This is a genomic window from Methyloceanibacter methanicus (genome assembly GCF_001723285.1).
Lineage (GTDB): Bacteria > Pseudomonadota > Alphaproteobacteria > Rhizobiales > Methyloligellaceae > Methyloceanibacter > Methyloceanibacter methanicus.
Map to the genome: position 1 here is coordinate 89080 of NZ_LPWG01000001.1, position 24827 is coordinate 113906.

Genomic DNA, 24827 nt, shown 5'->3' on the forward strand with positions numbered 1-24827 from the left:
GGTTCGGCGCAAGAACGCCCTGTTAGCGGCGCTTGGTCTCGGTGGAGCCTTCCGGGTACGGGTCCGTTCCCGCTATTTCGGCCAGGAGCGCGGACAGCGTCATCCCCCGCGCACGGGCCCTTGCCTCCAGACGGTCCGCGGTGGCCCGGTCGAGGATGACACTGCGGAACGCCGCCGCAGACTCGCGCTCCTTGCCGAACGGCCGCTCCGTGGTATCGCGCGCGAGACTGGAGCGAAGGCGATAGACGCCATTCTGACCCTCCGGAACCCGCCCGAAGTCGTCCGAATAGCCATGGGTCGTCTCGGCGGCTCCGAGGACCAGATAGCCGTCAGGCTCAAGCCGGCGTGCCATGCGGGCAATGACCGCGGCGCGCTGAGCAAGTCCGAAATAGATCAGGACGTTCCGGCACAGAATGATATCGAAACGGCCGAGCTCCGCGCAGCTGTGAAGCAGATTCTGCTCACGGAACGCGACGCGCGCACGGATGTCCGGTTTGATCTGCCAGGCCGCACCCGACTTCTCGAAATATTTGATCAGCTTCGTGGCGGGCAAGCCCCTCTGAACCTCGAACTGGGAATACAGGCCCTGAGCCGCCTTCCGCAGGACCGGCCCCGAAAAATCGGTGGCGAGGATCTCGACCGTCCAGCCGTCGAGCACCGCGCCTTTCTCGGCCAACAGCATGGCCAGCGAATAGGGCTCTTGTCCTGTCGAACAGGCGGCGCTCCAAATGCGAAGCCGGCGCGTGCGGGCGCGCTGTTCCATAAGATGTGGGAGCATCACGTCGGCAATGTATGCGAAGCACTCCCTGTTCCGGAAGAAATAGGACTCCGGCACGGCAACGGCCTCCGCGACGCGCTGGCGAAGACGGCCGTTCCCCGGCATGGTCAGGGCCGCAGTCAGATGCGCCATGGTCGGAAGATTGAACTCTTCCAGCACCGGGGAGAGCTTCACCGCGACGGCGCTCCTTGTGTTCTCCCCGAGCTCGGCCCCGGAATGGTCCCGAAGCACGCGGCCGATGCGCTGAAACTCTTGCTGCCTCATGCGCGGCCCTCCGGTCGTTTGCCCGCGATGAGTTGCGCCGCGGTGCGGGCGATCGCGTCCAACGGCAGAACGGACGCGCAAGCCCCGGCTCTCACCGCCGCGCCGGGCATGCCCCAAACCACGCTCGTCCCCAGATCCTGGGCAATCACGCTGCCGCCCGCATCGGCGATTTGGCTCGCGCCTTCGGCACCGTCCGCGCCCATGCCGGTCAGCACGATTGCGAGCGCTCTGCCGCCGAAGACTTTCGCCGCGCTGTCGAACAAGAGGTCCACCGAGGGACGGCAGTAGTTCACCGCCGGCCCGTTGCCGATGGCAATGTGCGGTGGCGCACCGTGCCCGATCGTCATATGCCCATCGCCGGGAGCCACATAGACTCGCCCGCCAACGAGCGTCTCACCGTCCTGCGCTTCCACGGCCTCCACGCCTGCGACGCGGGACAAACGCTCGGCCAAGGCCGCAGTGAAGATCGGCGGCATATGCTGCGCGATCAGGACCGGGACGTCGCTGAGCGAAGGCGCAAGGCCCTTCAGCAGCCTGACCAGCGCTTCGGGCCCCCCCGTGGAACTGCCGATCACCACGGCACGCGGCGGGCGGGTCGCGTAGGCACGCCATGCGAAACCATCCGGGCGTGCGGCAGGCCGCGCGCGCCAACGCGCAATCCCTTTGACCTTCCACAGCAATTCGCGCTGGAATTCCGGAACGCCGACGATCTCGCTTTGCCTGTCGGGCTTCGGCATGCACTCCACCGCCCCAAGCTCGAGCGCCTTGAGGCTGATCTCGGCGTTGCGCTTCGTCAGCGTCGAGACCATCAGCACTTGGGCGTTGGGGCAGGCCCGCTTCAGGAGCGGCAAGGCTTCCAGCCCGTCCATCACCGGCATTTCGATATCGAGGATGATCACGTCGGGCTGGCTTTGTGCCACATCGTCGACCGCCTGCTTGCCGTTAGCGTGGCAGGCGACGACTTCCAGATCCGATTCGGCATCGATCCATCGCGACACGACGCGACGCAGCAGGCCCGAGTCGTCGACGATCATGACCCGGCTGGGTGTGGCCCCCGGCCTGTATGCACGCCCGCCGCCTATCGGGGGCGCCTTATGAATTGGCATTTGAGAGACCCTGGCTGAAGCGGCCATAGGCGGACTAGAGCAGCCCGACTTCCTGAAACTTCGCTTCGATGACTTCTCGATCGAAGGGCTTCATGATGTATTCGTTGGCACCGGCGGAAATCGCACGGGCAATATGCTCCACATCGTTTTCCGTCGTGCAGAAGATCACTTTCGGTTCTTGTCCACCCGCTTCCTTGCGTAGCGCGACGAGGAACTCGATGCCGTCCATCTCCGGCATGTTCCAATCGAGCAGCACCGCGTCCGGCATCGACGTGCGGCACTGATCGAGAGCCTCGCGGCCATTCTCGGCTTCGGAAGTCGAGAAGCTGAGTGAATCCAAGATCCGTCTGGCCACTTTGCGAATGACGGCACTGTCATCCACGACCAAGCAATGCTTCATAACCTGTTCCCCCAATTCGGTATGCAGGACACACGCGTCCTCACGCCGCTATACTGCTGTGATTGAAGTCAAGAACCCTATCGACATCGAGCACCATCAGGAGCCCGTCATCCAACCGGCAAACACCGGCACAAAGACCCGCCCAACGCGCATCGAGATTGGTAGGCACGGGCTCCACGGCGGACGGCGCGGTCCATATGGCCTCGCCCGCCCTATCCGCAATTAATCCGTACAGCTCGCCGCCGTCCTCGACACCGAGCGCAACCATGGGATCGTCCGGCGCGCGCGTCGGCAGCCCGAACCGCATGCGCAGATCGAATGCGGTCACGATCCGGCCCCGCAAGTTTAGAAGCCCCGCGATCTCCGGCGGCGCCAGCGGCACCGTCGACAGACGGTCCGGAACGAAGACGTGGCTGACACGCTCAAGAGGCACGGCGAAACGCTGGTCGGCGACTTTGACCGTGACCAACCCGTTCGTCAGGGACTGCGAACTCCGTTCAAGACTCACGCGGCATCCTCCCGGTCTTCCCGCCAACTTCCCAGGACCTGCATCAGCGACCGTCTGTCGAACTTGCCGACAAAGGCATCGAATCCGGCCAAGCGGCCGGTCTCGGCAAGCCGCGGGCTAGGCTGTGACGACAGGCCGATCAGGGGAATTGTGCTCCACTCCGAATCGGCCCTGATGGTGCGGGCGAGCGCGAGCCCGTCCATGCCCGGCATATCGATATCGCTCACGACAACGTCGAAGCGTTCCCCGGCATCCTTGAGCGCAAGCGCCTCGCGCGCCGAGGAGACCGGCGTGACGTCGTAGCCGCTTCCCCGCAGCAGCGGCACCAGCATGTCGCGGAAGAACTGACCGTCGTCGACGAGCAGGATGCGGGTCGGGGCCGCCGCGCCGCGTCCGTCTCGTGCGTCCCGCTGATCGAAGAACGGTGCGAGATAGTGTCCCACGTCGACGATCTCGACCGCGTGATCGCGCACGATCGCCATCCCGGCAATTCCGGCGCCGTCGGCATGCAGATCGATCGCCAGCGGTTCCTCGACAATGTCCACGATCTCGTCGACGACCAGACCGGCCGCGCGCGCCCCATCGGTGAACACGACCACCGGCAAGGTCGCGCCGTGGGACGCCGATCGGTCTTCGTCGAGACGCACGAGCGGGAGAAGGCTCCCGCGATACTGGACGACGTCCTGGCCGTCGCAGACCTCGATCGACTCCACCAAGACGTCTTCGAGCCGCGTGACAAGAGACAGCGGCAACGCCTTGAGCCCCTGCGACCCCGCCCGGAACAACAGCAGAGCCATGCGGTTGTCGTCCTGTGCAACCGGCTCCGCGTACGACGCCCCCTCGTCCAGCCCGTCGATGTGCCCAACGGCACCGGCCAGCGCGCCGGGATCGACGATCATGATGACGCTGCCGTCACCGAGAATCGTGCTGCCGGAAAACACATCGATTTGCCGCAACAGTCTGGAAACCGGCTTCACCACGATTTCCTCGGTGCGGGACGCCGCATCGACAAGGATGCCGAATCGCTTCGTCCCGGCCTGCATGATCACGGCGGTTCGTCCCGACGCGTTGACGTCTAGCCAATCCGCCTCGCGCAGATCGAGCTGCGCGCCGAAATCCAACAAGGGCAGAAGTTCGTCGCGAAGGTGCAAGACCGCGGCTCCGTTGATCGTCTCGACGGGGTGCCCGGCGGTATCCCCAGTGCGCGCCAGCTCAACAATGCTGAACTGCGGAATCGCGAACCGCATACCGGCCGCGTCCACGATCAGCGCGGACATGATCGCAAGGGTCAATGGAATCCTGATGACAAACGTGGTGCCCCGGGACGATGTCGATGCAAGTTCCACGGTGCCGCCAATCGACACGATATTGCTGCGAACCACATCCATGCCGACGCCGCGGCCGGAAATCTCGCTCACCGTATCCGTGGTCGAAAAGCCGGGCTTGAAAATGAAATTGCAGATTTCGGCATCGCTCAGAGCATCGAGCTCCATGGGCGAAGCCAAACCCTTGGCAAGCGCCTTGCGCCGCACGGCCTGAACGTCGAGACCCTGGCCGTCGTCGGATACTTCGACGACGATACTGCCCCCCTGCTGCGATGCCCTGAGGCTGATCCGGCCGGTTGCCGGCTTGCCGGCCTCGGCGCGCCCGCGCGGTCTTCCAAGCCATGATCGGCGGCATTGCGCACCATATGCGTCAGCGGATCCTTGATCGCTTCGAGGACTTGCCGGTCGAGCTCCTTGTCTCCGCCCGACATCCGGATCTCGATCGACTTGCCAAGATCGGCAGCGAGCGTGCGCACGAGGACCGGCAGTTTCTGCCACGCGTTGGCAATGGGTTGCAGTCTCGCCTTCATGACCGCGTCCTGGAGTTCGACCGTCACGGAGGACAATCGCTGCAAAGGCGCGGAGAAGGCCGGCACGTCCGAGCGGGTCGCGATATCGAGCAACTGATTGCGGGCAAGCACGAGTTCGCTCACCGTTGTCATCAGTGTTTCCAGGGTATCGACGGCGACCCGAACCGTCTGGACGCGCAGCAAGGGCGCTTGCGGCTCCGCATCTGCAGGCGCGACCTCCAACCGGTCCGTATTCGGATCGACGGAGTCGAATGCGTCCGGGATCTCCGCTGGCCGCCCGGCTCGACCGTTTCCGGCGAGGCGTGCGCCTCTTGCCAGGCCCGTTCCAAGGCATCGAGATGTTCGTGAACCGGCGAAGTCGCCACCGCCGTCTCCACCTCGAACTCCGCCGGTGCCTGAAATTGCACGCCGTGGTCCGCGTTCCTCGGGCCCGGCGATATTTCGTGCTCCTCGGCCGAAACGTCTTCCTCGGACAACGTGTGCTCCTCGGCCAGAGTCTCGAGCCTCTGGATAAGATCGTCGTCGGAGCCTTGCGGTTCCCGGCCGTTGAGCTCGAGTTCCGCCAAGATCTCCTTGAACCGTTCGAGGCTCGCCAGAATAACGGTGACACCTTGCGCCGATACAGATGCGCCGTCCCGATAGCGCCCCATGAGGGCTTCAGTAGCATGCGCCAGCTTTGCCAGACGCGGCAGGTCGAAGAAGCCGCACGTGCCTTTGATCGTGTGCGCGGTGCGGAAGATCGTGTTGAGCATCTCCGCATCGTTTGGATTCTGCTCGAAGCGCACGAGGCTCGTGTCCAGCTCGTCAAGCTGCTCGCACGTCTCGACCAGGAATTCCGCTAGAAGATCGTCCATGACACACCCCAGCGCGAATCGAAAACGACTCGCGCCGTACAAAGGACCACGCAAATTGATCCGCGGATTGTCCACGATTCCTGGTTTACGGTCCGTTGACGGCCGAATTTCACGGCCCGTTTGACCGAAGATGTCGCATAGAGAAGAGCCGGCCGCGGTCGGACTACCGCGCCGTCAGCACGACCTCGTCCTCGCCCGACTCGACCGTCACCGTCATGCCGGCAGCCCGCGCCACGCGCGCGGCGTAGTAAGGCTGGATCGAATGCGCATCGACCTCGCCGCTGGCATCGCCGGCCAGCAGGGCCCGGACCTGGTCGGCGAGACGCGCGGCCTTGCCCGTCGCGGTGACCGTGTAGGACAAATCCTCGCCATCCCCGGAAATCACCGCCCGAATTGTTCCGCCGCGCGGCAGCGCCACCACGCCAAGTCCCACGAGATTGAGCAGCAGCTTGACCTTGTTCTTTGGCAGGATCAGAGCCGGACCGTCCCAGACGAGGTCGTGCTTCTCGCTGGTGCCCACGAAGGCCTGGGCCACCTTTTCCGCGTCGCGGGTGTCGACTTCGGCCCCGGCCGAACCCGCCGCGCCGAAGGCGATCCGGGCGAATTGCAACTTGGCGGACGCTTGATTGGCGCTCTTGAGAATCAAATCCATCGCCGCAGCGCGCATATCGTCGTCCGGTTCCTCGGCCAGCATCTCCAAGCCGTTGGAAATGGCCGAAACCGGGTTGATGATGTCGTGGCAGATGCGGCTGGAAACCAGCGCCGCAAGATCGAGATCGCCGAGCTCGGCCGGCTCCGACATGGCTTGCTCCTTGTCGCGTCCCCAGGGCCCCCTGCGGAGTTATCGTGGCCTAGGTACGAATTTCTGTTACAGGAAGGGCGCAATCATCAAAGACACGTTCGAACGAATCACAGCCCTTTGGAGCATTTTGCCTTGTCAGCACCAAGACATACAACAGCGGCACTTGCCGAACAGACCACCGTCTTCGACCTGCGTGCCGCCGCAGAGGTTCTGACCGACGCCGCGGCCAAGGCGGGCGCCGCCATCATGTCGCACTACGGCTCCACGGAAGGCATTGAGTACAAGGACGACGACTCCCCCGTGACCAGGGCGGATCGGGACGCCGACGCCATCCTGACCGCCGCGCTGCGTGACTTCGCACCGTCCATCCCCGTGGTGTCCGAGGAGACCGCGGCCGACCGGAAAGCCCCGCTGGGCCGGACATTCTTCCTGGTCGACCCGCTGGACGGGACCAAGGAATTCATCAAGAAGCGCACGGACTTCACCGTCAATGTCGGGCTGATCGAGGACGGGTTCCCCTGTTTCGGCCTCGTCTATGCGCCCGCACGCGCGCTCCTCGCCGTGACGATCGCCGACGGCGTCGCGATCGAGGCCGAGATGGCGCCGAGTGCCGACGGCGCTGACTTGAGCGCACTCGAGCACACGCGGCTGCACGCGCGGGCCGCGAACCCGGAGGCCATCACGGCGCTTGTCAGCCTGTCTCATCTGGACGGAAAGACCGAGGAGTTCCTGAAAGGTTTTTCCGTGACCGAACGCAGCGGCGCGGGCTCCTCGGTCAAATTCCTGGAGATCGCCCGAGGCAATGCGGATCTCTATCCCCGCCTCGCCCCCACCATGGAGTGGGATACGGCGGCGGGCCAGGCCGTGCTGGAAGCGGCCGGCGGTCATGTGGTCGACACCAAGGGCGCGCGCTTCGCCTATGGAAAAACGGACGCCGGACTGAAAAATTCGAACTTCATCGCCTGGGGCCGCACCGTCTTAACGCCCCGGTAAGCCTTCCACCGTTTGGTAACGCTTTCGGTCAATAATCGCGGCGGAGGCCTTGTGGCTCTAAACCCAGCCATTTCGCCGGCGCGCGCGTCCGGGGGCTATAGTCATGCGTAGTACGAGCATCGCGATCGCCGCGACTTCGGCGATCCTTATCAGCTTTGTCCTGACATCCGGTGCGCCGGCGCAGTACGCGTCCAACGGCACGGCGTCCAACACGATGCCGGTGCCGAACGCGACCGTGAACGGCGCCTATCCGCAGACGCGATCTTACGTCCCCGACCCGGCGCCCGGTAGCACGCCGGTTGCCACGCAGCCCGCGCCGGCGTCTCAACAGGCGCCGCAACAGACCTATCAGCAACAGGCCTACCAATCCGAGCAGACCTACGTCCCGGCCCAAGGCTATGCCTCGGAAAAACTGGACGGTGCCTCGGACGGTTTCTCCGCCGAGGAGATCAAGAACGCCGGCCACCAGTCTTCGGAAAGGTCTCGTCGGGATTTGCAAGCGCGGTGGAATATACGTTCCAGCGCTCGGGACGGCCCAACGGCTACATTATCGGCGAAGAGGCGGGCGGCGCCTTCGTCGCCGGTCTGCGCTACGGCGAAGGCACCCTGCACACCGCCTCGGGTCAGCAGGTTCGCGTCTTCTGGCAGGGCCCCTCGCTCGGCTACGATTTCGGCGCCGAAGGCTCTAAGACCATGGTTTTGGTCTACAATCTTCGAGATCCCAACCAGATCTACAACAAGTTCGCAGGCGTCGATGGGTCCGCCTATCTCGTCGGCGGCGTCGGCGTCACCTATCTGGCACGGGACGACCTCGTCCTCGCCCCCATACGCTCCGGGGTCGGCCTTAGACTGGGCGCAAATGTCGGCTACTTGAAGTATACTCGCCAGCCGACCTGGAATCCGTTCTAATTAGGCGCTAAGGAAGCGGTAGCACGGGTCTTGCGGGTCGCGGACTGCCGGGCGCGCCGGGCATTGGCTTGCCCGATGGGTTGCGCGCGTGGCACGGGCGGCGGCACGAGGGGCACGTGGAGCGCTGGCATGCAGCGCCAAGCTGGGGCGCTGACGCGGCCTCATTTCAAGGAATTAAAGGCCTTGATGATCGAGTGGTTCATGTTCGGGGCGTTGGGCTTCTTCCTGGGATGCCTGCTCGGCCTCATGCTTGCGCCCCCATTGTGGAACCGCGCCGTCAAGCTCACCACGCGCCGGCTCGAAGCCACCATGCCCATGACGCTCGCCGAGATCCAGGCCGACAAGGACCAGATTCGCGCGGACTTCGCCATCCAGCTGCGCAAAGTCGAGGTCGCCCTCGAGAAGTCGAAGGAGAAGGCGGCGCGCGAACTGATCGAGGCCAATAAGCGCCGTGTCGAAATACAGAAGCTGAACGGCAATCTGGACTCCGTCAGGAGCGAACTGCACGAAGCCGAAAACGCCAACCGCGTGCTGCAACAGACGATCAAACGGCGGCTGCCCGACGTCGATGCGCGGCTGAAGGCGGCCAAGAAAGCTTTGTCGGATCTGGAAACGGTGAACGCCGAGCTTCGGACGACGGTCGCCTCCCAATCCGAAGCGCTGAAAGTCGCCCGCGCGACCGTCCACAACCAGCGTGCCGACATCGATCAGCTCAGGTTGTCGCTGGAAAGCGGCAGCGCGGCCGGGCGCGGTTCGGCGAAAACCGCGCGCGCGCCGTCGCCGAGAGCCAACGCCTGGCGGCGGAACTCTCGCGCGCCCAGGAAGAGTTGGACCGTGTGCGGACCAGCAGCGAGGAGATCGCCTTCCTGCGCCGGGAGCTCAGCCACCTCGCCTCCCAGATTCTCGGCGCCGCGCGGCACCAAGCCCCGTCGTGGCAAGCCGCCCCGGCACAGGCCGTTGCCCAAGAGGACACGACCTATGAGGAAACGGACTACGAGGATATGGAGGCGGAGCACGACGCGGTAGCCGAGCATGACGGCGCGGTCGAGGAAGAGACCGTCGCCTATGCGGGCAATGGCGCGGCCGGCTACGCGGAGACGGCCTACGCCGAAGAGGCCCCCGGCGCGCCGGAGGGTATCGAACCGGCCGAAGAGACCTATGAGCCGGAGGAGCCCTATCGGCATCACGAAACCGATCAGCCCGAGGACATCTACCAGGCTGAAGGGGCCTATGTTGAGGCTGAAGGGGCCTATGCTGAGGAAGCCGCCTACGACGAAGACGAGGCGCACCCTGCCGAGCCGGTCCCGGCCGAACAGGCTTACGCGGCGGCGGAGACCTACTCCGTGGAAGAGACCGCGGAAGAGACCTATGACGACGAGGACGACTACGAGCTCGAAGAGGACTACGAGACCTACGAGATCGCAGGGCACTACGCCACACCGGGCGCGGCCTCGGAGGGCCACGAGGACCAGCCGGATGAGGACGGCGGCGAGGCGGCGTATACGGAAGCCCATGCCGGCGAGGACGCGGAGGAGCCGGTCGAGCCGCCGCGCAGCCTGTCCAAGCGTTTCGCCGCGCGGCGCGCCAAGCGTCAGTCGGCAAAGTCCGGCGGGGGAAGCCTGACAAGCCGGCTTCGCGGCCTCGTGGCGGACAGTCCCGAGCGGCGCGGCTAACCGTCAGTCTGCAGAAAATCCCGCGTTCCGTTCGCAAGGCGCAACGCCGTCAGGCAGCCCGTGAACACCGCGCCCGTGTCGATCCCGATCCGATTCGTCCGAACCACGGGCTTGTCCCCTGGCGTGTGCCCATGGACCACGATCTTCCCGAACGGCTCCTGCGCCTCCAGAAACTCATGGCGGATCCAGAGGAGATCATCCGCGACCTGCGCGGCGAGGGGAACGCCGGGACGTAAGCCTGCGTGCACGAAAACATAGTCGCCGACCACGCAGGTGAGTTCGAGGCTCTCGAGGAAACGCAGATGCGTGGGGGGAAGCGCGGCCATAAAGGCCTCCCGCCAGCCTCGGCGCGCGCCGATGCGCTCCAGCCGGTCGATATCGACGCCGTAGGACGCAAGCGTCGGCTCCCCACCGTTGCGGCACCAGGAGTCGAGGCAGCCGGGGTCGTTCAGGAAATCCAGCAGGAACTGTTCGTGGTTGCCTTTGAGGACAATGCGCTTCGAGCCGTCGAGCGGGCCTCTGCTCAGCATATCGATCACGCCGCGGCTGTCCGGTCCCCGGTCCACATAATCCCCGAGGAACACCAGGGTCTTTTTCGAATGATCGCTGCGCGCCGCATCCTGCGCGATCAAGGCCAAGAGCGCGGACAACAGGTCCGTGCGCCCATGAATATCGCCGATCGCATAGACGACTTCGCCCTCGGGAACCGTGGGGGTCACAACACAATCCCTCGAAAGTACCTGACCATGGCAAAAGTTGATATAACTCACAATTAGCGCACAAGTTGAAGCGCCAAGCCGACGCAGAATCGTAAGATGTGGCAAATATCGACCTGGAGATTGATTGGTAAGAGGATGTCACCAGACACCGCTGAAACCGTCGCTAATTGGTCCAACTGGTTTTTTCTAGCCAGCCTACTAGTTGGAATTGTCGCGACTTTCCTCCTAATCATCTCCGGCCGAGTAAAAGAGGACAACCTAAAGCGTGAACTCGCGCATGCCCAAGAGAAAACCGCGGGCTTGGAGCTTGAGGCAATAAGAGCAAAGGAGCGTCTGCTAAAAGAAAGAGCAGCACGTGTAACGCTCGAAATGCAGCTGTCGCCAAGGACGCTCAGTCGGACAACACAAGAGTCACTCAAAGACGCCATTCGCGCATTTGAGGGCGAGACCGTGGCCGTTGAGACCTATGCGCATGATGCCGAGGCGGCCAATTTCGCGGAACAGCTCATACGCTGCCTGCGGAGCGCTGGGATTCAGGTATCGAGCGAGGTCGCTTCGCGGCTCGACGTTGGCCGACTTGCAATCGGTATCATTATAGGTGGTCGCAACGAACCACTCGCTAAGCTCATCGCGGGGAGACTTGCGTCAGCAGGGCATCTTAGCGTGGCTTACGACCCAAATCAGGCGGGCAAGCAGGACGACTCGGCGCCGGGAGTCCTAATTCTCATCGGAGCTCGCCCCCTGCCCAATATCGAACGTCCATCAACCTTCCCCTGACTTCGCCGATGGTGACATCAATTCAAGATATAGCCGCGCCGGAAAGCTGAAGACCGTGCTCACGCAATCGGACTTCAGGCCGATAAACAGGACTGTTTTCCCATCCCGCATCTGGTCGTCCTCGGTAATGACATAGAGGGTGTCGACCCGGAGCGGCGGCAGGCCCTTTTGATGCGCGGCCCGTTGCTCGAAAGCCTGCAGGCGCGGGCCAGCATAATGGTCGAATTGGGCATGGACCCGCGCGATGGCGGACCGGATCTCGCTCTCGGACTTGCACGGCACGCTCGCGATTTTTGGACCGTCGCCGCCATAATAGGTCGTGCCGTGCGGCTGGACGAGCGGTCCGAACTTGCTGGACGTGGCTTTGAGCCCTGCAAATCCCAACAGGACAACGGCAAGAACCAGCCCAGCAGAGATTTTCGCCCACATCGGGACACGAATTGGCATCGCCAAGATCCTCCCCCGCCGCGGCCGCTCTCACGCGGGAGGGCCTTCTACGGCGTTCGCAAGATCGAGGCTGGTCCGCGTTAGATCGCGGTATCGACCTCGCAGACCACTATATCACGCCGGCCGCATTCGGGCATCTTCCAGGCGATCACCTCGCCCGTCCTTGTGTCGACGATCGGAACCGGGCAGGCAACACGCCAGAAGCGGTATTTCGACCCGCGATGGGCTTGGTCCCAGTTCACGCCGAGCGTGATGCCGGCTCGCTGGCAGCGCTGCTGGTTGAAGGGCTGGGGTGCGGCGGCGGGAAGTCTCTTGCCACTTACATCGAAGCCCCCATCGACAGCGGGATCGTAAAGGTCCACCTTCTGTCGGCGGCACACCATCATGGAGTGTTCGGTGGCCCATTCAAGGTTCTCGTATCCGGTATAGGCCGCGTTCTGATCGGCCGGACCGGCAACGACCGTCTTGCAAACAATCAAGACAATGGCAGATGGCATGGGTACGGGCATGATCTATGCTCCCCAATTCTGAATAAGGCCCCCCAACGGGACCAGTTGGCCCGCCGGTGCAGCGAGCATCGATTGTTCGGAAATACGTGCCGCCGGATGCGCAGACGGAACGCGTAGGATCGGCCCAAAGGCCCAATCGACGCCGTCTATTCTGCGCAGCCCCGAGAGGCGGGTGGACAGCATGTGGATAAACGCGGCAAACAACACCTCGGGCAGCCGCATGGCCGCATCGATTGTCCGTGGTGGCGCCGTGGGCGGCTGCTTGACGGCCTGAACCGAATGGCTCAGGGCAGCCGCTTTGACTCGGGTCAGTCTCGTAGGCATTTGGCCCCCTCTACAAAGGTTGCACCAACGCCACTCCTTGAGGTCCGTTTTGGACCGCTACCTCCCGAAACTCTTCCAGACCGGTTGGAACTTTACCGCATGGTCGGCTGATGTTGCATCGCAGCATCCGCCCGCCTGATTGCACGAGCTTAGTGTTGCCTTCGCAAGACCCGTGCAAAACCGGACCATGACGGGCACCCTGCGTCAGAATGCCCAAAACTATGCGGTTTTACGTGCATTTCGTAGCCCCTTAGACCGGTATGAAGTGCCGGAATTCCAAGGCTTTCGCCTCTTCTCCGGCCCTCCACTCGAATGCTGCACCGCAAAAAATTGATTCGCAAGATGGCCCTTAGGCTAACGCGAACGATGACCAAACCCTAGAGCACGGAGCAACAGCCATAGGAAAAATGGCAACCTGGGCGCCAACGAGGCAGCAGAAATGCCTATATTTTCGGCAGAGCACGCCAGCGCGCACCGTCCCGGTCGCAAGCGCCGGATGGCCGGGGTAAAACGGCTGGACACGGGGCACGTGGCTGGGACAGCCGGGGGGCGAGATATGCTGATCGACGGGGTCATACTGTTATGGTTCATCCTGACGGCGTTTTCGCTGGTGTTCGTCGCCGTCGATATCCGTGCGACGCCGGAGAACCCGGTGATGAAATGGGCCTTCGTGCTCTTCACCGCCTATTCCGGACCCTTCGGCGCCTTTCTCTACGTCCTGGGTTGCCGCGAACCACTGCCAGGGCTTCATGAGCGCTACGTGGCCTCGCGGTGGCGCCAAGCGCTCGGCTCGACGATGCATTGCGCTGCCGGCGACGGCGTCGGCATCCTGGTCGGCGCGGTGATCGGCGCCCTCGTCGCCCTCCCCTTGATGGCGGATTTCGCGCTGGAATACGTGCTCGGCTTCGCCTTCGGCTGGAGCATCTTTCAGGCTCTCTTCATGGGCGAGATGTTCGGCTCCTATTGGAAGGCGCTGAAAGGGACATTCAGCTCGGAGTTCCTGTCCATGAACTGCCTCATGGGCGGCATGCTGCCGGTCTCCGCCTTGGCTTTTCAGGGCAACGCGGACGCTCACGACCCCCTGCAGCCGCTGTTCTGGTTCCGCATGTCGCTGGCCCTCATGGTGGGCGCCCTGTGCGCCTACCCCATGAACTACTGGCTGGTCGCACACCATCTGAAACACGGCATGTTGACGGTGCGGCCCGCGGGCCAGGACGCCGAGAGTCACGCGCCGGCGGCGAGGGCTCGCGCGGGGAAGGATCGAGCAACATGGCCGGCATGGACATGTCCGAGGATACGCCCAACGCCACCTCCAAGGACGGCGCCGCACCGGGCACGAAAATGTCCGCCATGACCATGGCCGACAAGATGAAGGCGGCCGAGAGCGGCTCCGCGCTGCACAAGCCCACGCCGCCGGTGTGGGTCATGGGGGCTGTGTCGCTCGCCGTCCTCGCCCTCGGCATCGTCATCACACTGATCTTCGCCTAGTAGCGTCCGCGCACGGGACCGCGCTGTCCACAGACAGTCCGCGTCCGCGCGCCTGCCTCTATCCTATCGGCGGGTGCCGGAGGGGACGGGAGGTGGCCGGTATGCAGCGGAGTGTCCCGTGCCGACACCACAGCCCGGACGGAAACGGCTTGAAGCGTGTGCACGCGCCGGACGAGGCTCTCGCGCCGGCGCCATCGCCCGGACCGCTGCGCGCTACGAGCGGGCCCGCCATTTGCCGAAGATCCTCGCCGCAAAACCGGACGAGATCGCCGATCTGTCGCTTCAGGGCCGGCGCAAGCTGATCGCCCGGCTGATACGCCTCGCGCGCAACTCGGCCCGCGCGGGCGCGGGCGGACATTGGTCCTACGACCCGAACCGCCACCTCGCCATCCTCGGCGCCTTGCAGGCGGAAAGAACCGCACTGGCGGCGCTTGCACGCGGAGGCGACGCGGAGGCGGACAAACCGCTCCGCGCGCCATCCGAAATCAGCACATGATCTTGTTCTTCACGAGGACCGTCTGCTCCGCGACGATCTTGTCGTATTCGCGAAGCTGCTCCGGACTGAGGATGGCCGCCAGCCGCGTGCGCGTATCCGCGTTGATCCGGTTCATGTCCTTGTTGAGCCTGATGAGTCCCAGAGCGCCAGGCCGCTCGCAGGTCTCGAAGTTCACGCCGTGCTTTTGAAACGTGCTGCTACGGGCCGACATCGAGTCCCGCAGGATCGGCTGAATGGCGGCGCGCTGCTCCGGCGTCAGGCCGAGACGCGCCTCCATCTTGGCCACGTCTTCGGGTGTCAGCAATTGCGCCAAGGCCGCCGCCGGGACCAGCGTTGCGCCGATGAGGGCCAGCATGGCGACGATACGCTTCAGACTTGTCGTCATTTCGAAATTTCTCCTTAGGCCCTCAAGCCAGCAACGGGGGCGTGGGCCACGTATTTTGTCGAGAAAATGCAGATAGGAACGACGAGCGGAAGGATCAACGGGGGACGGGCGTGAGCAGGCCCAGACAGTCCAGCCGGGACTCACCCCTGCTTCGCCGATTTCTCCTGAGATGGCGCGCCAGCGGCGTCGTGCGATGCGCGCACGCCTGCGGGCCAGCCCAGCCAGGCCTGGGTGCGCAAACCCCGGAGCCGGTAGCCACCGCCCGGGGCGTATTCGAAAAGCCAGCGCCGGGCCGCAAAGCGGTCGCGGACGATATAGGGGAAGACCGTTCCCAGAATCGCGCCGAGCGCCGCGTCGGTGAAGTAGTGTACGCCGATCAGCACCCGGCTGAACGCGACCCATGCCGCGATCGTGTAGACGAACACCCGCGCCCGCGGAATGAATATGGCCACAACGGTCGCAAACGCGAAGATCGACGTCGAATGGCCCGACGGCAGCGAGGCGTGATCGGCGTCGAAGGCGAAGAAGGTGAAGTCGAAATGGCCGAGCTCCTCGTAGAGCTTGGGGCGCGCCCGGCCCAGAATGTTCTTGCACAGCGAGGAGATCAGCCCGGCCCCGCCGATGCTCACAAACGCGAAGGTCGCCGCCTGGATGATCAGCCCGTACCCGGCCGCGTTGCGGAAACCGATATGGTTGCGCCGGAGCAGAACCGCGAAGCCGATGATGGTCGCGGTCGGAATCAGCATCCAATTGGAGCGGCCGATATCGGTGATGACGCGGAAGAAGTCGCGGGCGGCCGGCGGCATGGCCTTGGCCCGCTCCAGCATGAAGGGGTCGATCAGCAGAAAGCCGACGGCCAGCACCGATAGGGCGATCAGCACCTGCTCCCACAGCTTCATAGACGAATCCTGCAACGAATCTGCCCGTATTTGCGTTTAGTCAGCGGGGTCCCCCGGCAGGGGCACCCCTCGGCCACTATGCGTATTGCGAACCATTATGCCATGCAAACCGGAAAGTTCGTTTCGGTTACGCCGCCCTGTTTCGGCCTCAGTCCCCCTCACCGAGGCGTGAACTCAGGTGTACGATTTGTAACCCCAAACCGCGCGCAACAGGTCTAGGCTTTCCGTGTCGAAATCCGACGCCCCACAACGCTAGACGGGAAGGATACCCCCCCATGTATTTGCCCTCTCGTATGACCATGAGACTCATCGCAGCCGGGGCCATTGTGGTGATTGCCACGGCGATGCATTCGCCCCTCGGCGCGAAGCTCGTCACGCTTCACGCAAGCATGATCGGCTAAAGAGACGCAGCGCTTCAGCGCGAACCATCCGCGCGGCACGGGATCCCCTCTCCCTCCTTGGGCGATGCCGTGCCGCCACTCGATCCTGCCCCCATCCTGCTTTTATGCAGCACACGAAGGCAAGCCCGGGCGCGGGTCCAGCGACAGCCGCTTAGCGCAGGCCGGTCAAGAGTGACAGGAGGCTTCGCTCGAGAGTCCGCTGTACCAGCGTGGCGAACACGGCCTGTCCGACGATCTTACCCACACCGCGCGAAATCTCCTCGTGCGTCTTCCGGTCGGCCGGTCCGGCGCCCGGCTTGGGGCTGAGCGGAATCACGCCCGGGTCGCACCCACTCGTCTCGATGGGCGGTTTGCCGCCATGCATGTGCGAGACCGCGTCGCCCAAGGGATTGACGACGACGTCGTAGTGCACGATCACCGAGTGCGCGGAAGGATTGACCTCGACGCGATGAACGCCCTCGAGGCTCAGAAGCTTGGTCTCGAGCTCGTGCGCGAAAGCACGATCCTGCTTGATCCGCGGCACCTTGAAGCGTGCACGCCCGGGTACGTGGTGAATGCAATAAACCATTGGATCCTCCTCACGCGCCGCCGCTGGGACTGATCTTAAGGATCGAGATTGACAGCTTCGTCACGACTTTGCATCCCTCATGTTAGTCGACGGCAAGGGCGGCATTGTGATCGGCGATCGTGACAGGCGCCGGTCTTTCGGGCTCCTCCGGCTCGCTCTTCATTGACGGGAACCGGCTTGCGGACAGGCGCGCCCCAGCAACGCCAGCGTCGTTCCGTTGTGCAAGGTCGCAGCTGCAACCGGACCGAGCCAGCCGGTCGAGGCCACCACGTACAGCCCCGAATTGATGCCGATCGCCGCGCGGAAATTGCTGCGGATGATGTCCATGGCGGTCCGGGACGCCTCTCGCGCGTCGGCCACGAGACCGAGACTGTCCTGAAGCAGCACGATGTCGGCTGTGGCACGCGCGATATCGGCGCCGCGCGGCATGGCGATCCCCACATCGGCCGTGGCCAAGGCAGGCGCGTCGTTGATGCCGTCACCCACAAAAGCGGTCCGGCAACCGTCCTCGCCGAGCTGCTTCACGATCTCCGCCTTGTCCTCCGGCTGCAGTTCGGCGAACACGCCGTCCAGACCCAGACCTTCGGCCAGCGCCTCGGCGCGCTGCTTGCGGTCGCCCGTGAGCATGATCAACCTGCGGACGCCGGATGCCCGCAGCCGTCTCACGGTCTCGGCGGAGTCTGTCCTGAGCTCATCGCGGAGCGCGATGATGCCAACGGCGCGTCCCCCGAACGCGATATAGAGCAGCATCTTGCCTTGGGCCGACAGCGCCTGCGCGGTGTCTTCGTAGGTCGAAAGCGCGATCCCTTCGTGATCCTGCAAGAAATGCCGGCTGCCGATCAGGACCGCCTCGCCGTCAACGCGTGTCCTCAGCCCATGGGCGATTTCCACGTCGATATCGTCATGCGCGACATGGGGCGCGCCCCGTTCGCGGGCCACGCGGACAATGGCCGCCGCCACGGGATGGCGCGCATGCTCCTCGATGGACGCGGCCATCGCCAGCAACCGGTCCTCGGACCAGTCTTGCGGCGCCAGGGAAACGATGTCGGTGATGGCGAGGTCGCCGCGCGTCAGCGTTCCCGTCTTGTCGAACACCACCGTGTCTACTTTCGACAGCGCCTCGATGCTCGGACCGCCCTTGATCAACACACCGCGATCGGCGGCTTCCGACATCATGGACCGGATCGCCACCGGCGCGCTCAACTTCACCGCACACGAATAGTCGATCAGCAGAACGGACATCACGCGGGTGATGTCCCGGGTCAGGAGGAACGTCGCCAGCCCCAATCCGAGCGTCGTCAGAACACGCTGGTTGGCGAATTCCTCCGCAACCCGTTCCGTCTCCGACTTGGCGGTCAGCGACTCGTGGATGAACGCGGCGATGCGCGCGGTGGTGGTCTCATCGCCAACCTGGCGGGCTTCAATCCTGATCCGCCCGTTCTCGACAATGCTGCCGGCAATGACCCGATCCCCCGCCTCCTTGCCGACCGGCACGCTCTCCCCGGTCACGGACGCTTGGTTGACCTGAGCGGCCCCGTTCCGCACCAACCCGTCGACCGGAATCAATTCGCCGATGCCGACGACGACGATCTCGCCCATGTCCAAGTCCGCGAACGGCACTTTGACCACGTCTCCGTTCCGTTCGACCCACACGGAGGATGGGTGCCGGTAAAGCAGGTGCGACAGAAGGTCCTCGGAATGGCGCTCGGTGGTCTCTTCGAGATAGTCGCCGGTCGCCATCAGCTCGTCGGTGAGGAGGGCCGTGCCGTATCGGCCACGCGCGGCACCGAGCGACACGGCCGTGGCGTCGAGCACTTCGACCGTCACGCCTTGCGTGAGCAACGACCAGACGCCGCGGAAGACCCGCGGCGCGATCGAACCCCAGACCACGACCCGGCCGAGAGTTGCGGGCAGCACGGGAAGAACCAGGAACAGCGCGGCACGCAGCACAAGAGGCGTGACGCTCGGTTCGCTCTCACCGTTGTGGAACGCGAGCGCACTCGGCGAGAGCGCCGAGAGCCGGTCGAGTATGGCCTGCCGCGTCGCGGCCTTGCCGTCGTAACCGATGGTCACGGACGCCGCGGCCGCATTGATCCGCACGGACTCGACGCCGTCGAACTCGGAAATGAGGCTCGTCAGATGCCCGGCATCCAGATGCGGCCGGCGCAGCAGCGGCATCTTGAGACGCAGTCTCCTGGGCAGCGCGTGCGCCACGACGACCGTGTTCTGCCGCTGGTGAAGCGGCCTAACGTTGTCGCCGCTCGGCGATGCGGTGGCTTCAAGAGACATGTGACAACCGTGCTACTCCCCGTGATTGGCCTTGACCTCGGATTCCGCATCACGGAAACGCTCTTTCGTCTCCTCGAGGGCGCCTTGGATGCCGAGCCAGACCTGCGTGATGCCGCGGATCGCCGCGCGTTGAACGTGCTCGTTGGTCAGGACATAAGTCAGCGCACTGCCCACCAGCATGCCGGTGACGAACCGATTGTTGAGCAGACCGAGCGCCGCCGGGCCTTGCGGCTGGCCGGGCGCCATCGGACCATAGCCCGCGGCGTGGCCCGGACCGAAAGGGTGCGCGTGCTGATGCCAATGCGGCCCGTAACCAAAAGCTTGGCCTGGGTCGTAAGCTTGCGGCCCAGGGCCGCCGTTATGCGCATCGGCCGGGTTGCCGGGAGACATCTGATACATGTGGGGATGGGGATTCATCGAGACTTCCTTCCGATTGAACGTTGCTGCAGAACCGCCGCGCGTCAGCTGCCCGCGGGCTCGTTCGCTTTCTCTTGGCCGGCCATGTAGAGCGCTCCCGCGCCGACGGCCAGCACGACAGCCACGCCCGTCAACGGATGGTTCCGCACCAGATGCGCCGCCGTTCCCGCGAGCACGCCGGCGCCGGCACCGATCGCGGCGTTGGTGACCGTGTGTTTGATGGCCTCGTCGCGCGTCAGCTCGCCCTCGCGCATGCGGCGTAGATCGGTCACTGCGGCCCAGCCGCCGGCAATCATGGCACCGGCCGCGCCTGTGCGCAGAAGATAGGGACCGGCTGGCAGCATGGGTGCGGCATAGCCGTAGCTCTGAACGTAATTGGGATAGGTCACTCTTTCTTCTCCTTGTCGTCGGCGGTTGGTCCGCCGCTCGCGCCGGGTTCCGGCGCGTGTTGCGCGGCAGCGGTGCCGCCGTTCTTGCCCGCACCGGCGGCCCCAGTGAAAGCTCCGGCGAACATGGTCTTGAGGGTCGGCAAGTTTGTCGCAAGAAGCGCCGCGCCCGCGCCGATCAAAGCGCCTTTCCAGAACCCGTCGTCGTCGAGCGAGAGCAGTTTGCCGATCGTGTCGGCATCGACATGGCCGCGCGAGAGCCGGTCGAACGCTTCCTTGTATGCGGCATTCCTGTCGTGGCTCGCGTATGCGTCCGCGCCGGGTCCTGCCCTGTATGGATCGCCTGCGGGACCAAACACCCCACCATGCATCATTCCGGGGGCGCCCGCCGCTCCGTACCCGGCATTGCCATATGGCGGAAACGCCGGAGGCTCGGGCCCGTAGTAGTACCAACCGAACGGCAATGCGCCTTGCGCGTGCATGCCGGCCCCTTCGGGCGCTTCGTAATCGCCGCCGAATGGACCGTTCGATTGTCTGCCCATGCGGTTTTCGGCCCCGGGACCGGTCTCATCACTCATGTGTCGATCACTCATTCACTCGTTGCTGCCATGCGAACGCCCGCCTTCAGCCGTGTAAAGCCATTCAAACAGCAGCACTTTGACCAAGGTCAGTTTCTCGGGCTAAAAAATATGACTTATCTTGTCCACAATCTGGCGCGCGCCGTGGTCGCGTGTCAATCTTTTGGAGCGATCGAGGGTCGCTTGGTGCGAGAACGATGAGTGATGGTGGACTGCCGCTCGCAATGGTCGGTGCGGAAGAGCGGGTCAAGGTCGTCGCGGTGTCCGGCGACCACAATGACCAAAGACGTTTGTTCGATCTCGGAATCGTTGTCGGCAAGGAGCTGACCGTCACCCAGCGTCAGGTTGACGGGCGCATGGTGGTTGCGCTCGGCGATCTCCGGCTGGCTCTGGGAGTCGGCGTCACGCAGAAGATCCTCGTCAGGCCCGTTGCCGGCGAGGAAACGAGGTGAAGGCATGAATGAAGGACTTGGTGGTCTGTCCGTCGGAGACCGCGCTGCCGTGATCGGGTTCAACCAGGGCCAGCAGCACTACCGGCAGAAGCTGCTTGCGATGGGACTCACCCCGGGCACCGAGCTCAGCGTGGTCCGCGTCGCTCCGCTGGGCGACCCGGTCGAAATCAAGGTACGCGGTTTCTCGCTCAGCCTGCGCAAGGCCGAGGCGGACGCCTTAAAAATCGAGAGGATCGATTGATGGCTGACGTGCGCATTGCCATTGTTGGCAATCCCAATTGCGGCAAGACCACACTCTTCAACGCGCTGACGGGCACGCAACAGCGCGTCGGAAACTGGCCGGGCGTGACCGTCGAGAAGAAGGTCGGCGGCTTTGCCTATCGCGGCCAGAGAATCGAGGTCGTCGACTTGCCCGGCGTCTACTCGCTCGACGGCGCGGCGCGCGCGTCTCTCTCGACGAGCGCGTTGCGCGCGACTACGTCGTGTCGGGCGGCGCGGACTTGATCGTCAACATCGTCGACGCCTCGAACATCGAGCGGAACCTCTACCTCACCACGCAATTGCTCGAAATGGGCGCCCCGATCGTGGTGGCGCTCAACATGATCGATATCGCCAAGTCGCGGCGGTTGGAGATCGATATCGACGAACTCTCCAAGCGGCTGAGCTGTCCGGTCATCCCCATTGTCGCCTCGGCCGAGAAGGGCATCGAGGATCTCAAGGCGGGGATTGCCCGTGCCGCGGACGAAGAGAAACCCGGCCGGAAAGCGGTCACCTACAGGCCGGAGGTCGAAGCGGCCCTCGCCGAGTTGCTGCCGCATATCACATCGACGGCAACGAGCGGTTCGCCGCGCTGGCTCGCGGTTAAGCTCCTCGAAGGCGACGAAAACGCATCGGGCACGCTCGACTCCGAAGCGGAGACGATCGCCGCGCGCGAAAGGAACAAGCTCGAGGAGAAACTAGGCGTCGACACCGACACGCTCATCGCCAGCGGTCGCTACGACTTCGTCAACGGGGTGACGCAGACATCCGTGCGCCGGAAGACGCAACTGAAAAAGACGGTGTCCGACAGCATCGACCGCGTCATCCTCAACCGGACGCTGGGCATCCCGATCTTCCTCGTCATCATGTACGCGATGTTCATGTTCACCATCAACATCGGCGGCGCCTTCATCGACTTCTTCGACATTGCCGCGGGCACCATCTTCGTCGACGGCTTCGGCCAATTCCTCGAGGGCATCGGCAGCCCCGACTGGATCGTCACCCTGCTCGCGACCGGCGTTGGCGGCGGCATTCAGACCGTCGCGACATTCATCCCGGTCATCGCATGCCTGTTTCTTTTCCTCTCGATCCTGGAGGACTCCGGCTATATGGCGCGCGCCGCGTTCGTCATGGACCGGCTCATGCGCATGGTCGGCCTGCCCGGCAAATCCTTCGTCCCGCTCATTGTCGGATTCGGCTGCAACGTGCCGGCGATCATGGCCGCCCGGACGCTGGAGAATCCACGCGACCGCACCATGACCATCATGATGGCTCCGTTCATGTCGTGCGGCGCCAAGCTCCCCGTCTATGCGCTCTTCGCGGCAGCGTTCTTTCCGGTCGGAGGACAGAACCTCGTCTTCGCGCTCTATCTGATCGGCATTCTCGCCGCCGTATTCACCGGGCTGGTGCTGAAGCACACGCTGCTGCGAGGCGAAACCTCGCCCTTCGTGATGGAGCTGCCGCCCTACCACATGCCGACCTTCAAAGGCATCATGCTGCGCACCTGGGACCGCTTGCGGAGTTTCATTCTGCGCGCCGGCAAGGTGATCGTCGCCATGGTCGTCGTGATCGCCTTCCTCAACTCCTGGGGAACCGACGGAAGTTTCGGCCACGAGGACTCGGAGGAGTCGGTGCTGTCGGAGATCGGGCGCGGGCTGGTTCCGGTATTCGAGCCCATGGGCATTCAGGAGGACAATTGGCCCGCGACAGTCGGCATCTTCACCGGCCTGCTCGCCAAGGAGGTCGTGGTCGGTACGCTCAACACGCTCTACTCCAGCATGGCGACGAGCGACGCCGAGCCGGGTTCCGAGGAGGGCGAAGACGCGTTCAGCGTCTGGGGCGGTCTCCAGGCGGCGGTCGACAGTGTCGGACCGAACCTGCGGGACGCCTTCGGCACGGCACAAGATCCGTTGGGCATGGATATCGGCGACGTCAGTTCGCCGCTCACCGCGGCGGAGGAGCAAGGCGTGAGCGCCGGTATCTTCGGATCGATGGCAAACCTCTTCGACGGTCAAGTCGGCGCCTTCGCCTATCTGCTCTTCATCCTGCTCTATATGCCTTGCGTCGCGGCCATCGCCGCCGTCTATCGCGAGACCGGCACGACCTGGGCCATACTCGTGAGCGTCTGGACCACCGCGCTCGCATACGCTGTCGCCGTGCTGTTCTACCAGACCGCGACGTTTTCCCGGGATCCGGTGTCGTCGGCCTGGTGGATCGGCGGAATCCTCGCACTCTTCGTCGCGGTGTTCTTGGCCTTGCGCTTCTACGGCACGCGCGAGGAGCCCCGCACCGCCGCCGTCCCGAGCGTATAACCGAAGACGTGCATGCCTAAACCGCGCCCTAACAGCACCGAAGATCACGAACGCCCATGTTGCTCGATCTGAAGAACTACCTCGAGGCCCACAATCCGGCCAGCATCGGGGACCTCGCGACGCACTATAGTATCGAACCGGACGCCTTGCGGGGCATGCTCGATCATTGGATCCGCAAGGGTAAGGTGAAGCGTCTCGAACTCGGATGCACATGCAAGAGCTGCTCGCAGGGTGGCACTTGCGGCAGTTGCTGCTCCACTTCCTTCGAGATTTACCAATGGCTCGACGGCGCAAACGATGGAAAAGCCGCTTCTCCTGATCGGTATTCATAGGGACGAACGCCCCTTTGGGGATCGCCTCGCCCAGCTTCTCGGTGCCCGTTGCGATCTGCTCCGCGTGGAGAACGGGCTGGACAACGCCAACCCCACGCCGGACGGCGAATTCCACTACCGCATTCGCCATACCGAGATGTACCGGCAGGTGCTCCAGCAGTTGCACCGGCGAACCGGGCCGGTAATCGACATCCATACGGGCCTGAACGAGAGAGGCCGGTGCGCGGACATCTATTGTCAGAGCGAAGGCTTCCTGAGTTGCCTCGACCGCGCGCTCGTCGCCCGCCCGCCCGCCGGCGGCAAAGCGCGTGGGGATGTGAGACGGGTGAAGATCGTGCCGCACGAGGCGAACGAGTCTCGCGCAGTGGCCGAGCCCGGATCGCGGCCGGTCGTTTGGACCTACATTCCCGAAGCCGTCTGGAGAAATCCCCACTTTCTCTATATCGGCATCGAAGTGTTTCTGGCCGCCCCCGGCCCGGGCTCGGAAGCGGACCATGCTTACGCGCGCGATCTCGTCCTTCTGTGCGCGGATTGTTCGGCGCATCTGGAGGATCGCCGCCCGTGTCTCGGCACCGGGGCCTGACGGGCGTCACGGTTCCTCCCAAGAGGTTCCTCCCAAGAGGTTCCTCCCAAGAGGTTCCTCCCAAG

Annotated in this window: 34 protein-coding genes; 14 read left to right on the forward strand and 20 right to left on the reverse strand. The window is 64.1% G+C overall.

Annotated features, from left to right (window positions below; genetic code table 11):
- Positions 1 to 22: 22 nt before the first annotated feature.
- From AUC68_RS00450 to chpT, 8 genes are all read right to left on the reverse strand, one after another.
- On the reverse strand, positions 23 to 1042 hold the full coding sequence (locus tag AUC68_RS00450; protein ID WP_069435843.1) for a CheR family methyltransferase: 1020 nt from the start codon (positions 1040 to 1042) through the stop codon (positions 23 to 25).
- Complete coding sequence (locus AUC68_RS00455; protein ID WP_083240252.1) at positions 1039 to 2076, reverse strand: protein-glutamate methylesterase/protein-glutamine glutaminase; 1038 nt, start codon at positions 2074 to 2076, stop codon at positions 1039 to 1041. The genes AUC68_RS00450 and AUC68_RS00455 overlap by 4 nt, the downstream gene beginning before the upstream one ends.
- A gap of 106 nt (positions 2077 to 2182) precedes the next feature.
- Positions 2183 to 2548 carry a response regulator gene (locus AUC68_RS00460; RefSeq protein WP_069435845.1) on the reverse strand — a complete coding sequence of 122 codons (366 nt, stop codon included), beginning with the start codon at positions 2546 to 2548 and terminating at the stop codon, positions 2183 to 2185.
- Between the two features lie 40 nt (positions 2549 to 2588).
- On the reverse strand, positions 2589 to 3056 hold the full coding sequence (locus tag AUC68_RS00465) for a chemotaxis protein CheW (protein ID WP_069435846.1): 468 nt from the start codon (positions 3054 to 3056) through the stop codon (positions 2589 to 2591).
- Positions 3053 to 4636, reverse strand: coding sequence for a hybrid sensor histidine kinase/response regulator (locus tag AUC68_RS18250; protein WP_342027151.1), 1584 nt, complete (start codon positions 4634 to 4636; stop codon positions 3053 to 3055). The genes AUC68_RS00465 and AUC68_RS18250 overlap by 4 nt, the downstream gene beginning before the upstream one ends.
- Positions 4531 to 5043, reverse strand: coding sequence for a hypothetical protein (locus AUC68_RS18255; RefSeq protein ID WP_204376936.1), 513 nt, complete (start codon positions 5041 to 5043; stop codon positions 4531 to 4533). The genes AUC68_RS18250 and AUC68_RS18255 overlap by 106 nt, the downstream gene beginning before the upstream one ends.
- Positions 5043 to 5765 carry an Hpt domain-containing protein gene (locus tag AUC68_RS18260; RefSeq protein WP_141701008.1) on the reverse strand — a complete coding sequence of 241 codons (723 nt, stop codon included), beginning with the start codon at positions 5763 to 5765 and terminating at the stop codon, positions 5043 to 5045. Before AUC68_RS18260 ends, AUC68_RS18255 begins: the two co-directional genes overlap by 1 nt.
- Positions 5766 to 5928: 163 nt before the next feature.
- On the reverse strand, positions 5929 to 6567 hold the full coding sequence (gene chpT / locus AUC68_RS16225; protein ID WP_069435847.1) for a histidine phosphotransferase ChpT: 639 nt from the start codon (positions 6565 to 6567) through the stop codon (positions 5929 to 5931).
- Between the two features lie 132 nt (positions 6568 to 6699).
- On the opposite strand from chpT, the gene cysQ reads away from it, so the two are divergent.
- The gene (gene cysQ, locus AUC68_RS15390) at positions 6700 to 7560 is read left to right on the forward strand and encodes a 3'(2'),5'-bisphosphate nucleotidase CysQ (protein WP_158008184.1); all 861 of its coding nucleotides are present in this window, start codon (positions 6700 to 6702) and stop codon (positions 7558 to 7560) included.
- Between the two features lie 504 nt (positions 7561 to 8064).
- Positions 8065 to 8469 carry a DUF1134 domain-containing protein gene (locus AUC68_RS00485; RefSeq protein WP_069435848.1) on the forward strand — a complete coding sequence of 135 codons (405 nt, stop codon included), beginning with the start codon at positions 8065 to 8067 and terminating at the stop codon, positions 8467 to 8469.
- Between the two features lie 174 nt (positions 8470 to 8643).
- On the opposite strand, the gene AUC68_RS16230 is transcribed toward AUC68_RS00485, so the two are convergent.
- Positions 8644 to 9156, reverse strand: a complete 513-nt coding sequence (locus tag AUC68_RS16230) for a hypothetical protein (RefSeq protein WP_141701011.1) — start codon at positions 9154 to 9156, stop codon at positions 8644 to 8646.
- A gap of 149 nt (positions 9157 to 9305) precedes the next feature.
- Here AUC68_RS16230 and AUC68_RS00495 point away from each other — a divergent pair, with 149 nt between their 5' ends.
- The gene (locus AUC68_RS00495; RefSeq protein ID WP_141701012.1) at positions 9306 to 10142 is read left to right on the forward strand and encodes a hypothetical protein; all 837 of its coding nucleotides are present in this window, start codon (positions 9306 to 9308) and stop codon (positions 10140 to 10142) included.
- Here the strand turns inward: AUC68_RS00495 and AUC68_RS00500 are convergent.
- Positions 10139 to 10861 (reverse strand): metallophosphoesterase family protein, encoded by a 723-nt coding sequence (locus tag AUC68_RS00500; protein WP_069435851.1) that lies wholly within the window; start codon positions 10859 to 10861, stop codon positions 10139 to 10141. The two genes, AUC68_RS00495 and AUC68_RS00500, sit on opposite strands and share 4 nt — an antisense overlap.
- 96 nt (positions 10862 to 10957) lie before the next feature.
- On the opposite strand from AUC68_RS00500, the gene AUC68_RS00505 reads away from it, so the two are divergent.
- Positions 10958 to 11638, forward strand: a complete 681-nt coding sequence (locus tag AUC68_RS00505) for a hypothetical protein (protein ID WP_141701013.1) — start codon at positions 10958 to 10960, stop codon at positions 11636 to 11638.
- On the opposite strand, the gene AUC68_RS00510 is transcribed toward AUC68_RS00505, so the two are convergent.
- From AUC68_RS00510 to AUC68_RS00520, 3 genes are all read right to left on the reverse strand, one after another.
- Entirely contained in the window at positions 11624 to 12085 is a 462-nt protein-coding gene (locus AUC68_RS00510) for a hypothetical protein (RefSeq protein WP_141701014.1), read from the reverse strand. The genes AUC68_RS00505 and AUC68_RS00510 overlap by 15 nt on opposite strands.
- Before the next feature lie 80 nt (positions 12086 to 12165).
- Positions 12166 to 12594, reverse strand: coding sequence for a hypothetical protein (locus tag AUC68_RS00515; protein ID WP_141701015.1), 429 nt, complete (start codon positions 12592 to 12594; stop codon positions 12166 to 12168).
- Between the two features lie 3 nt (positions 12595 to 12597).
- Positions 12598 to 12816 (reverse strand): hypothetical protein, encoded by a 219-nt coding sequence (locus tag AUC68_RS00520; RefSeq protein WP_141701016.1) that lies wholly within the window; start codon positions 12814 to 12816, stop codon positions 12598 to 12600.
- A 658-nt stretch (positions 12817 to 13474) separates the two neighbouring features.
- Between AUC68_RS00520 and AUC68_RS00525 the strand changes: the two genes are divergently transcribed.
- From AUC68_RS00525 to AUC68_RS16910, 3 genes are all read left to right on the forward strand, one after another.
- On the forward strand, positions 13475 to 14272 hold the full coding sequence (locus AUC68_RS00525; protein ID WP_069435856.1) for a DUF4396 domain-containing protein: 798 nt from the start codon (positions 13475 to 13477) through the stop codon (positions 14270 to 14272).
- Positions 14260 to 14406, forward strand: coding sequence for a hypothetical protein (locus AUC68_RS16620; RefSeq protein ID WP_158008185.1), 147 nt, complete (start codon positions 14260 to 14262; stop codon positions 14404 to 14406). The genes AUC68_RS00525 and AUC68_RS16620 overlap by 13 nt, the downstream gene beginning before the upstream one ends.
- Before the next feature lie 118 nt (positions 14407 to 14524).
- On the forward strand, positions 14525 to 14902 hold the full coding sequence (locus tag AUC68_RS16910; protein ID WP_193407066.1) for a DUF6477 family protein: 378 nt from the start codon (positions 14525 to 14527) through the stop codon (positions 14900 to 14902).
- On the opposite strand, the gene AUC68_RS00535 is transcribed toward AUC68_RS16910, so the two are convergent.
- Together AUC68_RS00535 and AUC68_RS00540 are read right to left on the reverse strand one after the other, a co-directional pair.
- A complete protein-coding gene (locus AUC68_RS00535; protein ID WP_069435858.1) occupies positions 14892 to 15287 on the reverse strand; it encodes a Spy/CpxP family protein refolding chaperone in 396 nt (131 codons plus the stop codon). The two genes, AUC68_RS16910 and AUC68_RS00535, sit on opposite strands and share 11 nt — an antisense overlap.
- A gap of 140 nt (positions 15288 to 15427) precedes the next feature.
- Positions 15428 to 16186: a phosphatase PAP2 family protein gene (locus AUC68_RS00540; RefSeq protein ID WP_069435859.1), complete on the reverse strand. Its 759-nt coding sequence runs from the start codon at positions 16184 to 16186 to the stop codon at positions 15428 to 15430.
- A gap of 275 nt (positions 16187 to 16461) precedes the next feature.
- Between AUC68_RS00540 and AUC68_RS18025 the strand changes: the two genes are divergently transcribed.
- Positions 16462 to 16587: a hypothetical protein gene (locus AUC68_RS18025; protein WP_280138491.1), complete on the forward strand. Its 126-nt coding sequence runs from the start codon at positions 16462 to 16464 to the stop codon at positions 16585 to 16587.
- 151 nt (positions 16588 to 16738) lie between these two features.
- Here the strand turns inward: AUC68_RS18025 and AUC68_RS00545 are convergent, their stop codons facing one another.
- The 5 genes from AUC68_RS00545 to AUC68_RS00565 all read right to left on the reverse strand — a co-directional run bounded on the left by AUC68_RS00545 (position 16739) and on the right by AUC68_RS00565 (position 20825).
- Positions 16739 to 17155, reverse strand: a complete 417-nt coding sequence (locus AUC68_RS00545; RefSeq protein ID WP_141701017.1) for an HMA2 domain-containing protein — start codon at positions 17153 to 17155, stop codon at positions 16739 to 16741.
- 159 nt (positions 17156 to 17314) lie between these two features.
- Positions 17315 to 19444 (reverse strand): heavy metal translocating P-type ATPase, encoded by a 2130-nt coding sequence (locus AUC68_RS00550; RefSeq protein ID WP_083240254.1) that lies wholly within the window; start codon positions 19442 to 19444, stop codon positions 17315 to 17317.
- 12 nt (positions 19445 to 19456) lie between these two features.
- A complete protein-coding gene (locus AUC68_RS00555; RefSeq protein WP_141701018.1) occupies positions 19457 to 19861 on the reverse strand; it encodes a hypothetical protein in 405 nt (134 codons plus the stop codon).
- A gap of 44 nt (positions 19862 to 19905) precedes the next feature.
- A complete protein-coding gene (locus AUC68_RS00560) occupies positions 19906 to 20250 on the reverse strand; it encodes a magnetosome protein MamC family protein (RefSeq protein WP_069435862.1) in 345 nt (114 codons plus the stop codon).
- On the reverse strand, positions 20247 to 20825 hold the full coding sequence (locus AUC68_RS00565; protein ID WP_069435863.1) for a hypothetical protein: 579 nt from the start codon (positions 20823 to 20825) through the stop codon (positions 20247 to 20249). The genes AUC68_RS00560 and AUC68_RS00565 overlap by 4 nt, the downstream gene beginning before the upstream one ends.
- Before the next feature lie 197 nt (positions 20826 to 21022).
- Between AUC68_RS00565 and AUC68_RS00570 the strand changes: the two genes are divergently transcribed.
- Genes AUC68_RS00570 through AUC68_RS00585 form a run of 6 tightly spaced genes read left to right on the forward strand, consistent with a single transcriptional unit; the run spans position 21023 to position 24762 of the window.
- Entirely contained in the window at positions 21023 to 21277 is a 255-nt protein-coding gene (locus tag AUC68_RS00570) for a FeoA family protein (RefSeq protein ID WP_069435864.1), read from the forward strand.
- Positions 21278 to 21281: 4 nt separating this feature from the next.
- Positions 21282 to 21518, forward strand: a complete 237-nt coding sequence (locus tag AUC68_RS00575; protein ID WP_069435865.1) for a FeoA family protein — start codon at positions 21282 to 21284, stop codon at positions 21516 to 21518.
- The gene (locus AUC68_RS18030; protein ID WP_204376937.1) at positions 21518 to 21781 is read left to right on the forward strand and encodes a FeoB small GTPase domain-containing protein; all 264 of its coding nucleotides are present in this window, start codon (positions 21518 to 21520) and stop codon (positions 21779 to 21781) included. The genes AUC68_RS00575 and AUC68_RS18030 overlap by 1 nt, the downstream gene beginning before the upstream one ends.
- Positions 21778 to 23847, forward strand: coding sequence for a Fe(2+) transporter permease subunit FeoB (gene feoB, locus AUC68_RS00580; protein ID WP_280138492.1), 2070 nt, complete (start codon positions 21778 to 21780; stop codon positions 23845 to 23847). The genes AUC68_RS18030 and feoB overlap by 4 nt, the downstream gene beginning before the upstream one ends.
- A 56-nt stretch (positions 23848 to 23903) precedes the next feature.
- On the forward strand, positions 23904 to 24179 hold the full coding sequence (locus AUC68_RS15395; RefSeq protein WP_083240255.1) for a FeoC-like transcriptional regulator: 276 nt from the start codon (positions 23904 to 23906) through the stop codon (positions 24177 to 24179).
- Positions 24145 to 24762, forward strand: a complete 618-nt coding sequence (locus tag AUC68_RS00585) for a hypothetical protein (RefSeq protein WP_069435866.1) — start codon at positions 24145 to 24147, stop codon at positions 24760 to 24762. The genes AUC68_RS15395 and AUC68_RS00585 overlap by 35 nt, the downstream gene beginning before the upstream one ends.
- The last annotated feature ends 65 nt before the right edge of the window (positions 24763 to 24827 follow it).

Excerpts from the sequence above, each read along its gene's own strand:
- AUC68_RS00585 (WP_069435866.1), top strand. The coding sequence starts at position 24,145 with ATGGAAAAGCCGCTTCTCCTGATCGGTATTCATAGGGACGAACGCCCC.
- AUC68_RS00555 (WP_141701018.1), bottom strand. The coding sequence starts at position 19,861 with ATGAATCCCCATCCCCACATGTATCAGATGTCTCCCGGCAACCCGGCC.
- AUC68_RS00520 (WP_141701016.1), bottom strand. The coding sequence starts at position 12,816 with ATGCGGCTGCCCGAGGTGTTGTTTGCCGCGTTTATCCACATGCTGTCC.
- AUC68_RS00565 (WP_069435863.1), bottom strand. The coding sequence starts at position 20,825 with ATGAGTGATGAGACCGGTCCCGGGGCCGAAAACCGCATGGGCAGACAA.
- AUC68_RS18255 (WP_204376936.1), bottom strand. The coding sequence starts at position 5,043 with ATGACAACGGTGAGCGAACTCGTGCTTGCCCGCAATCAGTTGCTCGAT.
- AUC68_RS15395 (WP_083240255.1), top strand. The coding sequence starts at position 23,904 with ATGTTGCTCGATCTGAAGAACTACCTCGAGGCCCACAATCCGGCCAGC.
- AUC68_RS00505 (WP_141701013.1), top strand. The coding sequence starts at position 10,958 with ATGTGGCAAATATCGACCTGGAGATTGATTGGTAAGAGGATGTCACCA.
- AUC68_RS00525 (WP_069435856.1), top strand. The coding sequence starts at position 13,475 with ATGCTGATCGACGGGGTCATACTGTTATGGTTCATCCTGACGGCGTTT.
- AUC68_RS00510 (WP_141701014.1), bottom strand. The coding sequence starts at position 12,085 with ATGCCAATTCGTGTCCCGATGTGGGCGAAAATCTCTGCTGGGCTGGTT.
- AUC68_RS00570 (WP_069435864.1), top strand. The coding sequence starts at position 21,023 with ATGAGTGATGGTGGACTGCCGCTCGCAATGGTCGGTGCGGAAGAGCGG.
- AUC68_RS00575 (WP_069435865.1), top strand. The coding sequence starts at position 21,282 with ATGAATGAAGGACTTGGTGGTCTGTCCGTCGGAGACCGCGCTGCCGTG.
- chpT (WP_069435847.1), bottom strand. The coding sequence starts at position 6,567 with ATGTCGGAGCCGGCCGAGCTCGGCGATCTCGATCTTGCGGCGCTGGTT.
- AUC68_RS00515 (WP_141701015.1), bottom strand. The coding sequence starts at position 12,594 with ATGCCCGTACCCATGCCATCTGCCATTGTCTTGATTGTTTGCAAGACG.
- AUC68_RS00535 (WP_069435858.1), bottom strand. The coding sequence starts at position 15,287 with ATGACGACAAGTCTGAAGCGTATCGTCGCCATGCTGGCCCTCATCGGC.
- AUC68_RS00450 (WP_069435843.1), bottom strand. The coding sequence starts at position 1,042 with ATGAGGCAGCAAGAGTTTCAGCGCATCGGCCGCGTGCTTCGGGACCAT.
- AUC68_RS18030 (WP_204376937.1), top strand. The coding sequence starts at position 21,518 with ATGGCTGACGTGCGCATTGCCATTGTTGGCAATCCCAATTGCGGCAAG.
- AUC68_RS18260 (WP_141701008.1), bottom strand. The coding sequence starts at position 5,765 with ATGGACGATCTTCTAGCGGAATTCCTGGTCGAGACGTGCGAGCAGCTT.
- AUC68_RS00545 (WP_141701017.1), bottom strand. The coding sequence starts at position 17,155 with ATGGTTTATTGCATTCACCACGTACCCGGGCGTGCACGCTTCAAGGTG.
- AUC68_RS18025 (WP_280138491.1), top strand. The coding sequence starts at position 16,462 with ATGTATTTGCCCTCTCGTATGACCATGAGACTCATCGCAGCCGGGGCC.
- AUC68_RS00540 (WP_069435859.1), bottom strand. The coding sequence starts at position 16,186 with ATGAAGCTGTGGGAGCAGGTGCTGATCGCCCTATCGGTGCTGGCCGTC.
- AUC68_RS00455 (WP_083240252.1), bottom strand. The coding sequence starts at position 2,076 with ATGATCGTCGACGACTCGGGCCTGCTGCGTCGCGTCGTGTCGCGATGG.
- AUC68_RS16620 (WP_158008185.1), top strand. The coding sequence starts at position 14,260 with ATGTCCGCCATGACCATGGCCGACAAGATGAAGGCGGCCGAGAGCGGC.
- AUC68_RS00550 (WP_083240254.1), bottom strand. The coding sequence starts at position 19,444 with ATGTCTCTTGAAGCCACCGCATCGCCGAGCGGCGACAACGTTAGGCCG.
- AUC68_RS00460 (WP_069435845.1), bottom strand. The coding sequence starts at position 2,548 with ATGAAGCATTGCTTGGTCGTGGATGACAGTGCCGTCATTCGCAAAGTG.